Annotated in this window: 16 protein-coding genes; 2 read left to right on the top strand and 14 right to left on the bottom strand. The window is 65.6% G+C overall.

The features are described from left to right. The 11 genes from RTK35_RS29115 to RTK35_RS29065 form a co-directional block, all read right to left on the bottom strand. On the bottom strand, nt 1–128 hold a 128-nt coding region (locus RTK35_RS29115; RefSeq protein ID WP_316909614.1), incomplete at its 3' end, for a head-tail connector protein. Continuing rightward, nucleotides 128–412: a hypothetical protein gene (locus RTK35_RS29110; RefSeq protein ID WP_316909613.1), complete on the bottom strand. Its 285-nt coding sequence runs from the start codon at nt 410–412 to the stop codon at nt 128–130. The genes RTK35_RS29110 and RTK35_RS29115, both read right to left, overlap by 1 nt. Before the next feature lie 51 nt (nt 413–463). Next, nucleotides 464–1,612, bottom strand: a complete 1,149-nt coding sequence (locus tag RTK35_RS29105; protein WP_316909612.1) for a phage major capsid protein — start codon at nt 1,610–1,612, stop codon at nt 464–466. A 2-nt stretch (nt 1,613–1,614) separates the two neighbouring features. Beyond that, the gene (locus RTK35_RS29100; RefSeq protein WP_165676962.1) at nt 1,615–2,277 is read right to left on the bottom strand and encodes an HK97 family phage prohead protease; all 663 of its coding nucleotides are present in this window, start codon (nt 2,275–2,277) and stop codon (nt 1,615–1,617) included. A gap of 17 nt (nt 2,278–2,294) precedes the next feature. Next, nucleotides 2,295–3,563, bottom strand: a complete 1,269-nt coding sequence (locus RTK35_RS29095; protein WP_316909611.1) for a phage portal protein — start codon at nt 3,561–3,563, stop codon at nt 2,295–2,297. Further along, nucleotides 3,563–5,272 carry a terminase large subunit gene (locus RTK35_RS29090; protein WP_316909610.1) on the bottom strand — a complete coding sequence of 570 codons (1,710 nt, stop codon included), beginning with the start codon at nt 5,270–5,272 and terminating at the stop codon, nt 3,563–3,565. The genes RTK35_RS29095 and RTK35_RS29090 overlap by 1 nt, the downstream gene beginning before the upstream one ends. Continuing rightward, a complete protein-coding gene (locus RTK35_RS29085) occupies nt 5,272–5,652 on the bottom strand; it encodes a hypothetical protein (protein WP_316909609.1) in 381 nt (126 codons plus the stop codon). The genes RTK35_RS29090 and RTK35_RS29085 overlap by 1 nt, the downstream gene beginning before the upstream one ends. 74 nt (nt 5,653–5,726) lie before the next feature. Next, nucleotides 5,727–6,074 carry an HNH endonuclease signature motif containing protein gene (locus RTK35_RS29080; RefSeq protein ID WP_316909608.1) on the bottom strand — a complete coding sequence of 116 codons (348 nt, stop codon included), beginning with the start codon at nt 6,072–6,074 and terminating at the stop codon, nt 5,727–5,729. 50 nt (nt 6,075–6,124) lie between these two features. After that, entirely contained in the window at nt 6,125–6,358 is a 234-nt protein-coding gene (locus tag RTK35_RS29075) for a hypothetical protein (RefSeq protein WP_316909607.1), read from the bottom strand. A gap of 2 nt (nt 6,359–6,360) precedes the next feature. Further along, nucleotides 6,361–6,705 (bottom strand): phage holin family protein, encoded by a 345-nt coding sequence (locus tag RTK35_RS29070; RefSeq protein WP_316909606.1) that lies wholly within the window; start codon nt 6,703–6,705, stop codon nt 6,361–6,363. Next, nucleotides 6,692–7,081 carry a putative holin gene (locus RTK35_RS29065; RefSeq protein ID WP_160482062.1) on the bottom strand — a complete coding sequence of 130 codons (390 nt, stop codon included), beginning with the start codon at nt 7,079–7,081 and terminating at the stop codon, nt 6,692–6,694. The genes RTK35_RS29070 and RTK35_RS29065 overlap by 14 nt, the downstream gene beginning before the upstream one ends. Nucleotides 7,082–7,422: 341 nt before the next feature. On the opposite strand from RTK35_RS29065, the gene RTK35_RS29060 reads away from it, so the two are divergent. Continuing rightward, nucleotides 7,423–7,608, top strand: a complete 186-nt coding sequence (locus RTK35_RS29060; protein ID WP_165667927.1) for a type II toxin-antitoxin system HicA family toxin — start codon at nt 7,423–7,425, stop codon at nt 7,606–7,608. Nucleotides 7,609–7,664: 56 nt separating this feature from the next. After that, nucleotides 7,665–8,102 (top strand): type II toxin-antitoxin system HicB family antitoxin, encoded by a 438-nt coding sequence (locus RTK35_RS29055; protein WP_253126386.1) that lies wholly within the window; start codon nt 7,665–7,667, stop codon nt 8,100–8,102. A gap of 160 nt (nt 8,103–8,262) precedes the next feature. Here the strand turns inward: RTK35_RS29055 and RTK35_RS29050 are convergent, their stop codons facing one another. The 3 genes from RTK35_RS29050 to RTK35_RS29040 are packed head-to-tail and all read right to left on the bottom strand — an operon-like array spanning nt 8,263 to nt 10,417. Beyond that, complete coding sequence (locus tag RTK35_RS29050) at nt 8,263–8,814, bottom strand: hypothetical protein (protein WP_316909605.1); 552 nt, start codon at nt 8,812–8,814, stop codon at nt 8,263–8,265. Beyond that, a complete protein-coding gene (locus RTK35_RS29045) occupies nt 8,811–9,095 on the bottom strand; it encodes a hypothetical protein (protein ID WP_253126383.1) in 285 nt (94 codons plus the stop codon). Before RTK35_RS29045 ends, RTK35_RS29050 begins: the two co-directional genes overlap by 4 nt. Beyond that, the gene (locus RTK35_RS29040) at nt 9,092–10,417 is read right to left on the bottom strand and encodes a site-specific integrase (protein ID WP_316909604.1); all 1,326 of its coding nucleotides are present in this window, start codon (nt 10,415–10,417) and stop codon (nt 9,092–9,094) included. The genes RTK35_RS29045 and RTK35_RS29040 overlap by 4 nt, the downstream gene beginning before the upstream one ends. Nucleotides 10,418–10,498: the final 81 nt, after the last annotated feature.

The following is a 10,498-nucleotide window of genomic DNA, read 5'->3' as shown; positions in this document are numbered from 1 at the left end:
TCGACGATGGTGCGGTCACAGAAGGCTTCGACGTGGGCCCTGGCCGCGTCGAGGTAGGCCTGGATCAGGTTGTCCTCCTCGTCGTGCTCGATCCGGAGATGCTCCTTCGCGCGTGCCAGGTCCACCATCACTTGGCTCCTTTACGGCTTGCGGCTTTCGGCGCAGCGGGTTCCGGCTGGGGTTCCGGCTGGGGTTCCGGCTGGGGTTCCGGCTGGGGTTCCGGCTGGGGTTCCGGCTGGGGTTCCGGCTGGGCCTGGCCATCGGCGACTTCGACGCGCTCGGCCAGGCCCATGCCGATCAGCGCTTCGGCGATGTCATCCGGTACGGCCTTTTCCTGGCCGCCGTCGATGGTGCCGAGGTGGTAGTGGGAAAACTCGCGCAGGGCGCGGATGGTGGTTCTCGGTTTAGCCACGGCGATGCCCGGGGCGGTTACCCGCCCCGGCCTCTTCGGTCAGGGGGTTGATCAGGCGAAGGCGCCGTCGACGATGGCGGCCGGGCGGTAGTGGGCCAGGGCCAGGCGTTCTTCGCAGAGGATGGTGAGCATGTTCTTCACGAAGTTGTCGCGGTCGTGCTGGCTCACCTCTACCGAGGCGTCCATGTTGTCCCAGATCTGCGAGGCCATATCGAAGCCGCCCACGGTGAACTCGCCACGGGTCTGGGCCATGGTCGGCACCACCGGCAGGCCCCACATGACGCGGGCGGCGAAGGCAGCCGGGCCACCGAAGATGTAGCGGCCCTCGGCGTCCTTCATCAGGGCGATGGAGTGCCAGTCGCGCGGGTGCAGGACAATGCCGCTGGCTTCGAACTCCGACTCGGACACCTGGTAGATGGCGTGAGCGATCTTGTCCGCCATGGTGTCGCCCGCGACGTTGAGGGTAGCGTCGTAGTCGGTCGCCACCGTCTTCAGGCCCGGCAGGTTGTCTCCGGTCCCGTCGCCGGCGAGCAGCTGGCCCTCCTCCTTCAGGCGCAGGCCGTACAGCAGGCGGTTGTTGAGGTAGGACTCCAGCTGCGGGGCGTCGGACATGATCTGCTTGGACGCCTGGACCCAGTGCGCAATGGTGCGGACGTTGGCGGTCTGCTTGGTGAAAGTCAGGTTCGACTCGGGCTTGAGCGCGCCCTCAGCCACCGGCGCGGCGCTGTTGGTGAAGACGTTCTCGCGCACGTACTCGACGGCGTTGCTGATGGTGCGGCCCTGGGCGAGCAGGTCGCGGATGGTCAGGCGGCGCAGGCCCGGCATCAGGATGCCCGGCATCTGCATCGGCTGGACCAGGGCGCCGGCGGAACCGGCCCCGCTGCCGAGCGCCTTGTGGAAGCTCTTGACGCCAACCTTCGCCGACTTGCCGTCCCAGCTCTTGATCAGGTCTTCGGCGGTCTGCTCGGCGAAGGACTTGGTGGTGGCCGGGTCGTCGCCACCCTTGGTCAGGCGCTGCTCCAGGTCGAACAGGCGGGTGCCGGCGGTCTTGAGCTCGTCGTTCACCTTCACCAGGTCGTCCTGCAGCTGCTTGCTGATCTGGCCGGTGGCTTCGATTTCTTTCTTCTGGGCGTCGAACAGAGCCTGCATCTTGCCTTGGGACTCTTCGATGGCCTTGGTGATTTGAGCAAGTTCGCTCATGGTTAGATCCTCGGTTGGAAATTGCTGATGCGCGCGATCAACGCGGCAATGTCGTCGCCACCTTCGGACTCGCTCCGAACAGCGGACTTGACGCAGGCGATGACGGCCTGCGCTTCGGACTTGGAGAGGCCGGCAGAGTCCCTCAGCCAGTGCTCCACGTCGCGGATGGTGACCAGGCCCTCGAGGCTCTTGAGCGACGCGACGGTCGCCTGCTCGTTGGCGGGCTGGGTGCAGATGCTGATCTCGCTGAGGCGCGAGACGTTCTTGAAGGCGCGGCCGGTGCTGATGATTTCGTAATCGTCGCGGCCGGCACCGAAGCCCACGGACAGGCCGTCGACGGTGCCGTGGGCCATGGCGGCCTTGATGTCGGCGGCGGTGGAGTGCCCGGGCGTCAGGGAGCCACGGACCAGCAGGCCCTTGCTGTCCTCTTCCAGGTGCTCCCACTTGCCCACCGGGATCTCCCAGGCGCGGTGGTTGAAGAACATGGAGACCTTGCGGGTCTGGCTGGCCAGGGCGTTCTTGAAGGCGCCCGGCAGCATGATGTCGCCGTCGGAGTCGACGACGCCGAAGACCGAGGCATAGCCCTCGAAGATGCCTTCGGTGCTGGAGCCTACAAACTTCAGCTCGGCCTGGTCGAAGGCGATGGTCTTGCAGATGTTGGGCATTGCAGCCTCCAGAAAAACTAAGCCCCGCTGGGTGCGGGGCTTGGGTTGCCGAGTTGGATGATCGGTATGTTCTGCGACTGCCGGGTGGCGACGTCGCCGCCGGGCAGTGGTGGGCGGTTGTCGAGGCGGCGGGCCTCGTTCACGGTCATGACGCCGCAGTCGATCATGACTTTGATGAAGGCGGCCCGGGCTGCAGAGTCGCCACGCAGCAGGCCTTCCAGGTTGTGCTCGGCGTGGTAGCGGTTGATGTCGGCCGGCTTCACCAGCCAGCGCCAGACCGAGGCTTCCCAGCGGTCCAGGTAGGGCTTGAGCGTGTACTGCAGGAAGCCCAGGTTCTGCTGCTCCAGGCCGCTGCCCCAGCTGGTGGACTTGTCCACGTCGCCCACCAGGTGGGGCGGCACGCCATAGAAGCGCGCCAGCTCGCTGACCTGGAACTTGCGGGCGGCCATGGTCTCGGCATCCTGGGGGCTGACGCCGATGGGCTGGGTGGTGAACCCGGCTTCAAGCACCCACAGGCGCTTGCGCACGGGGCCGCCGGCAATCTCCTTGAAGTTCTCGTCGAGCTGGTCGCGCTGGTCGCGCGTGAGCTTGTGGTCCCCGGTGAAGAGGATCTGGGGTGACTTGGCGCCGTTGGCGTAGAAGTCGCGCTGCTGGTCTTCCATGGCGATGGCGACGCCGGACGCCTTGGCGCCGAAGGCGATGGGGGACAGCCCCACCAGGCCGTTGAAGCCGAACCCCTTGAGGTGGAGGATCTCGCTCTGGCTGAAGATGGCGTACTCGGTGTCTCGCCGGTACTTGTACAACAGCCGCTTGTTCTCGAGGCGCACGTCCATGTTGGCCGACAGCATCGGAATCAGCGAGACCACGTCGCCGACGCTGTTGCGCTCGATGAGGGCATAGGCGTTGCCGTAGGTGGCCAGTTGCATGGTCATGGCCTCGCGGAATTCGAGGGCCGTCATGTAGATGTTGGGCGAATACTGCAGCAGGCGGGCCAGGGGGTTATCCAGGCTGACCTTCTTGCGCTCGCCGCCCACGGTCTCGTAGATGTCCAGCGGCAGGCTGGCCGTGACGGTGCTGATCAGGCGCACGCAGGCCCACACGGTGGATATCTGCAGGATGCGCTCATCGGTGACCAGCGATTCGCCGACGGACCCGCCTGCGGAGATGGGGCCGGTCTGCGACCCCTTCTCAGGCGTCACCAGGCGGCCTCCGGTGAAGAAGGCAGCCATGCGCGCCCAGACAGGGCTGCGGGTGCGCAGGTCGATGCTGTAGTCGGTGTCTGCCATCACATGCTCATTGGTCGGTTGAGGAAGTCGTCGAGGGACGCGGTATCCATCGAGGTGAGGGCCCGGTTGAGGGCGATGATCGTGGCGACCATGCCGTCGATCTTGTTCTCGGCGCGTTCCTTGCGCGGGTAGATGTTGTCCTTGGCGTCGAGGGAGGCCACGACGTTGGAGGCCATCCACGACAGCACCGGACAGCCGCCATGGGCCAGGATGCGCAGCACCACCAGCTTCTCCAGCTCCTTCATGGGCTCGCTGAAGTTGCGGACGGTGGCACCCACCTCGACCATCGGGGCGCCCTCGGCTTCCATCTCCTGGGCGAGCTGTGTGGCCTGCCAGGGGTCGAAGCCGATCTGCTGGACGTTGAACCGGCCGAGGTCTTCGCGCAGATCGTCCTTGATCACTTCGAAGTCGATCACTTCGCCGTCGGTGAGGGTCAGCAGGCCCAGGGCGTCCCACTCGGCATAGCGCTGGGCGTTGGTGTCTTCGCTGTCCAGCACGCGCGCTTCGGGCAGGTAGTACCGGCCGTGAACATGCCACAGCGGGTCATCGTCCACCGGGGGGAACACCTTGACCGCGGCGGCCACGTCGATCTTCGACGCCAGGTCCAAGCCGATGTAGCAGGGGCGGCCCTCCAGTTCCTTGAGGGGCTTGCGCGGCTGGGCCTCGAACCATCGCAGCATGTTGAGCCACGCGGTCTTGGCGCCCACCCATTCGTTGAGGTGCTTGGTGCGGAACACCGCCTGCTTGCGGGCGGACTGCATGGCGTCGCGCAGGCGGGCCTGCAGGTAGTCGGCCGAGACGGACACGCCGTAGTTGGGGTTCGCCTTGATCAGGTTGCGCGGGTCGGTCCAGTCGTCGCCCTGGTCCAGCGAGTAGAGCATGGCCCAGAGGTCCGGCTTGTCGGCCCCCGGCACCTTCTGCAGCATCTTCTCGGCGTCCCGCACCAGTTCGTGGCAGGGGCCACCGATGGTGGCGCCGGCCGTGGTGATGACCAGCAGCACTGGCTGGTCGCGGGCGCCCATGCCGGTTTCCATGGTGTCGAACAGCGTGCTGTCGGCGTGCTCGTGGTACTCGTCGATGATGGCGCAGGACGGCGAGGCGCCGTCGCCGGGCTTGCCGATCACGGGTTCGAACCGGCTGCCGTCGTCGAGGCGGGCCATGTTCGAGGCGTTGACCTGGACGGCGAACCGCTCGCGCAGGGCGTCGGTCCGCTCCACCATCTGCTTCGCCGGGCGGAACACCTCCCAGGCCTGCTTCTCGGTCGTCGCGCCCGAATACACCTCGGCGCCGAACTCGTTGTCAGCACAGAACATGTACAGGCCGGTACCGCCGGCGATGATGCTCTTACCGTTCTTGCGCGGCACGAAGATCAGGATGACGCGGTACCGGCGGAACCCGGTCTTGTAATGCACCCAGCCGAACGGGATGCAGACTGAGAACAGTTGCCAGGGCTCCAGTTTGATCGGTTCGCGCTTGGCCGCCCACTTGCCCTTGGTGTGGGGCAGCTTCTGCAGGAAACGGGCGATGCGCTCGGCCTTCGCCGGGTCGAACTTGTAGGGGAACTCAGCCGAGGCCTTGCGCTTGCGGTCGTCGAGGTGACGCTGACAGGCGAGCACCACCATCTTGCAGGCGATGATCTTGCCGCTCACCACGTCGCGCGCGTACTTCTCCGCCGCCCGGACGAAGGGGTAGGTCTTCTTGGTAGCCATCAGAATTCATCGAATGCGGATGCGCTGGGCCGGCTGGGCTTGCCCGCGACCTTCGCCCGGTCGGCCGGCGTCATGCCGAACTTGCCGAGCAGGGCCTCGAGGCGGACCAGCTTGGTCGCTGGGAATTCCACCGGGTCCTCGCGGAACTGGTGGAGCAGTTGGGCGGCGAGCTCCAGCGCGATGCGGTCGGAGTTGGTCAGCACCTCGAGCGGCGCGTGACCGGCGATCTCTTTCCAGGCGTGGAGTGCACCACCATTCAAATGAGGGGGCGGACCGGTCAGTGGGCCTACAGTCTGGGCGTCTTCACGGGCACGGTCCGGGTTCTTCTTGAACGCGCCAGTGAGCTCGAGCACGTTCGTCGGCTTGCGTGGCCTGCCCATTTTGGGAATCCGAATTTTGTGGAAATGGAAATTTGGCTCCCCCCGTCGTTCGGGCCTGTGAGCCTATGGAGTTTTTACCCTCCCCCCTGGGTCAGCCCGACCCGCCGCCCGACCCGGTTGTGGCAGGCGCGGCAGAGGCTGCGGAGGTTGGACCAGTCGAGGGCCAGGTGAGGCGCTTCCTTCAGGGGCACGCGGTGGTCGACGATCTCCATCTCCACCACCCTGCCCTGCTTCTCGCACTCCTCACAGAGCGGATGCGCACGCTTGAATCGCGCCCTGCACGCCTGCCAGGCCGTGGACTTATAGAACTTGTCGCTCGCGTCGCGGCGGCGGTTGTACTCGATGTGCACCCGCTTCAGGTGCTCGGCACGCTTCTGGTCGGCGACTTCCTGGTGCTTGGGGCAGTGAGCCTTTCCCCTCACCAGCTCGCGGCACCCTGGGGTTGCGCAAGGCTTCAGAGGTCGAATTGGCACTATTCGATCTCCCTGCCAACCAGGAACATGAAGGAAGGCTCACTGCCACGCATGAAGTGGATGAGGCCTTCGACGTGATGCCAGAGCGTCATGAGGGCTTCAAGCGGGGCCCACTTGGTGGCCACCATGCAGTGGCCGTGGGGATCGCCTATCCACACCGGAATGCCGTAGTACTTGCCGTGGTGAGTGAAGCCTTGGCGCTTTGCCTCGCGCGCTGTCATGTACCCGAGCATGGTCAGCCTCTCCTCCGCTCAACACCCGACCATGGCCGCTCCCAGTCCACCCGCAGGAACGCGGCGACGTTTCCCCGGGCGCGGTACAGCAGCACGGCCATTACGAACAGCAGGCAGACCAGCAGGGGCGACACAGGCGCCACCGGCTGTCCGCACGCGCTGTACAGCACCACGCTCAGGGCATAGCAGCCAGACGAGGCGCTGAGCACCCAGGCCAGCAGGGAGGCGCCTGGCTTGTACTGGTGCCCGTCCGGGCGCCATAGAACGATGCGGAGCGAGATGGCCGCGCAGATCGCGGCGGCCACCAGGGCCCACGGGTCTACCGTCAGGATGCTACCCATTGCCATTACCTCCAGAGCCAGGGCGAACCCAGCTCATCACCGCGCGCAGCCAGGCGGGAGGCTGGCCACCGCGCACCCAGTCCGCAACGCTGATCAGGGCGGCGACGATGAGCGCGCCCGAGATGAGGGCAGGCAGGCCGCTATAGGTCGAATACCCACGGCCTACCACCTCGACGGCTACCTGGTAGCCACCAATCCACGACACGAACAGATAGGCCAGGCGGGCCCAGACGGTCAGGTCCCTGGCCCAGGCCACGAAGAAGAGGGCGCCGGCTACTCCGCCGATCACCGCATTGAGGTCTACGCCCGGGACCAGGCTGGCAGCCGTGATGCCCAGGGCGGTCGGTGCTATCACTGCCGCTGCAGTGCTGGGCTCGGCCATGTGGATCTCCATAGGCGCATCGCGCCGAAACGAAAAGGCCCCGCGTATGCGAGGCCTGGGAATAGGTGCGTGTCTCTCCACGCTGTCCGCCCTGGCTCACACTGCCGACGCCCATATGCATCGGTCTCAACGTGAAGCCACCGCACCGCCCCCGAGTTCAGGAAAGAGCGTGCGGGCTGCCGGGGTTTTTCGCGTCACCGCACTCCCGGCTTATCGGTGTCCGATCCTGAGCCTTGGCCCGTGCATCGGCTGCACTCCCACCACTGGAAAACTTAGCACTTCTGTTGCAATGTAGCATTTGTGATGTATAATGAGCCCATCACCAAGACAGAGGAGAGTTGATGAAATACAGCGAATTCCGGCGATGGCTGGAGTCCCAAGGGGTCACGTTCTCGAAGTCAGCCAAAGGCAGCCACTTCAAGATCAGATACCGGGACCGACAGACGATCTTCCCGAACCACGGCGCTAAGGAAATCAGCGAAGGACTCAGGAAGGACATCATCAAACAGCTAGGCCTCAAGGACTGAGGCCTAGCCTGATGGCCGGAACGATTCATCAGCTCCAAACGAAGAGAGGAGACCCTATGGTCAATTACCCGATTTCCATCCACCAAGAAGCGGACCACTTCTGGTCGCGGTGCCCGGATCTACCGGAAGCGCACAGCGCCGGGGACACCCTGGAGGAACTGCTGGCGAATGCCGTGGAAGGCATTCAGCTGGCCATGTCCATTTACGTCGACCAGAACCAGGCCATCCCGCAGGCCAGCGAGCCGAAGCCGGGCCAGTACGTCATCTATCAGCCGATCCAGGTGGCCGCGAAGGCGGTGCTGTGGAACACCATGCGCGAGCAGGGTGTCCGGGTCGCAGACCTGGCACGCCGGCTTGAGGTGTCGCACCAGGTGGCGAGCAGGCTGATCGACTTCGAGCACACGTCGAAGATTGAGCAGCTGGAGCGCGCGCTGGGAGCCCTTGGCAAGAGGCTGGCCGTCACCTCGGTGGAGGATCGACAGGCGGCAGCCTGAAACGAAAAAACCCGGCGCTTGGCCGGGTTTTTCTTGTCTGTCATCGCGACGCGCACGGATCAGACGATGGTGAGAAATTTCGCTCATTCGCTCACAGTCGTCAAGCCCCCTTAGGCCAGAGATGCGTCCAAAGTTGGACGCATCTTCCTTCTAGGCAGCTTCAGGCGACCAGCAGCTGCTCCCGCTCAAGGATCTCCGTCACATGCACGACGGCCTGCTCCTGAAGTGTCTCAAGCTGCTTGCAGATCTCCCGCCGCCACCGGCTCCGCGTCGACTCCGGTCGGCCCTCGGTGTCCCAGGTGTTGAGGTCGTAGAACTCCGCCGGAAGGATCAGCATCTCGGTTGACCGCTTCCCCTCCTTGCCTTTCATCTTCGGGATTGCCCAGGCCGTGACAGCCTTGTAAACGAAGAGCTGGGGCGCGGGAGAGCTGACCCTCGGCGCAAGCCGGCCGATAGCGCCGACCCTCCGTGCGTCGTGCGTCGAGAACCTGGCCACCAAGACATCCCACTCGGCCGCCGTCAGCTCTCGGTGCAGCCACGCATGCAGGATGCAGTCGAAGTCGAAGCGATCCTGGGCGCTCAGCAGGCTCTGCAGGCCGCCCTGCTGCTCCCTGTCGATCAGCTTCTGCCAGCTCTGCTTCGCCGTGTTGTCGATGGCATCGGCAGCCAGCACCCGCACGATGGCGGGCATCACGTCGCGGTAGACCGTCATGCGAAACCTCCTTGCCCGGGCTCACCGAACAGATCCCGCAGCAGCTCGGCGGACGCCCTAGTCCGGGCATTTCCCTCAGCGACCCAGCACTGTGCGAAGACGCGGAGCGGGGTGGCGCTGCGGTTGCCGTGCCAGGAGGCCAGCAGGTCCAGCAGGTCCGCCATCGCCTGGGCGCCGGCCGTCTTGCCCTTGAGCAGTTCATCGGCGGCCATCTTGATCATCCGGCGCTCGATCTCGGTCATGACCTTGCGGGGCAAGGCAAATTGGTTGGCTTGGTTCATTGCTGAGCACCCCCTATGGCTGCTTCCTGCCCCCTCCTCTGCGTAGGTGGCGGATTGTTCGTGTCTTGCGCGTCACTGCTGGCCTGATGGCCGTTTGCGGAATCGGCGGCGCTAACCTCTGTCTTGCCGTGGATGGCGGCGAAACCACGCACGTCGAGCCAGGCGCACCAGTTCTCCAGGGCTTCCCGCTGCAGCTTCTTGGCGTGGGTCGCGATGTAGGTGGTGGCCATGTCGGGGAGTGCGTGGTTCACCAGCAGCTCGCCCACCAGGTAGTCCACGCCCAGATCGGTCCAGCCGGTACGGGCCACCTTGCGCAGGTCGTGGCTGCTCCACTCCCCCGCGCTGATGTCACGGAACAGCGCCGACGCCTGCCGAGCCGAAAGGGGTTGGCCACTGGAGCCGGGGAAGAGGTAGTCCTGCCGCCCAAGGGTCCGGGCCTGGTGCTCCTGGTAGCGCTTGAGCAGGGCCATCACCTGATCGGTGAGCGGCAGCTCGTGCTGCTGTCCCGTCTTGGTGTTGGCCGCCGGGATCACCCAGATCCGTTCCGCGAAGCTGATGTGCCGCCAGCGCGCGCAACGGGTCTCCCCTATGCGGGTGCCATGGGTCAGCATCAAAAGGGCCAGCATCGCGTCCCTTGGGGCCTTCTCGAAGCGCTCCGCCAGGTCGCCCAGCAGGCTTTCGAGCTGCATGCCGTGCAGGCGCGCCGCCTTGGGCTTGACCCGCTTGGCCACGAAGTCGGAGAACTTCACGCCGTCCAAGGGGTTGGCCAGCAGCAGCTTCAGCCTCACCGCCTGGCGCAGGCCGGCCAGCAGCACGCGCAGGATCTGGCGCACGTAGGCCACAGACAGGCTTTCCATCAGCGGCCAGACCAGTCTCTGGTCCACGGTGCCGGGAGCCAGCTGGCCCAGGGGCAGCTCGCCCAGCGCCGGGAGCAGGTGCCGAGCGATGGCCGACTGCACGTCGTCGCGGCGCTTGGCCTTGATGCTCCTGTCGCCCTGGACGCGGTCCTGGTACCAGCGCAGCAGGTCGCCGACGGTGACCCAAGCAGAGGAAGACACGGCGGCCTTCCGGTCCACCGCCAGCCGCTCCAGGGCCAGCGGCAACGCCGCGACAGCCGCCTTCGCGGTCAGGCCAGGCCAGCGCCCCAGCTTCGACCACTGCCGGCCGATCACCACCCACCAGGTCCCGCTCTGGCGGTTGGTGCTGAAGCGGAAGCGAAGGGCCTGGTGGCGCTCATCGCGAAGTTCGCGCACGTCCTGCAGGCCGGCAGCAGCGCGAATGGACGAATCGGTGAACGCCGTGTGTTCGGTGCGCGCGGTCATGCACCACCTCCAGGCCCCACTGCCGACGAAATTCGTCGGCAGTCTGTGGCCTTCTGGGTCGCAGGCATCACCAGCGGCCCG

Source organism: Pseudomonas sp. zfem003, assembly GCF_032621675.1.
Lineage (GTDB): Bacteria > Pseudomonadota > Gammaproteobacteria > Pseudomonadales > Pseudomonadaceae > Metapseudomonas > Metapseudomonas otitidis.
This window is presented reverse-complemented; position numbering and strand designations above follow the sequence as displayed.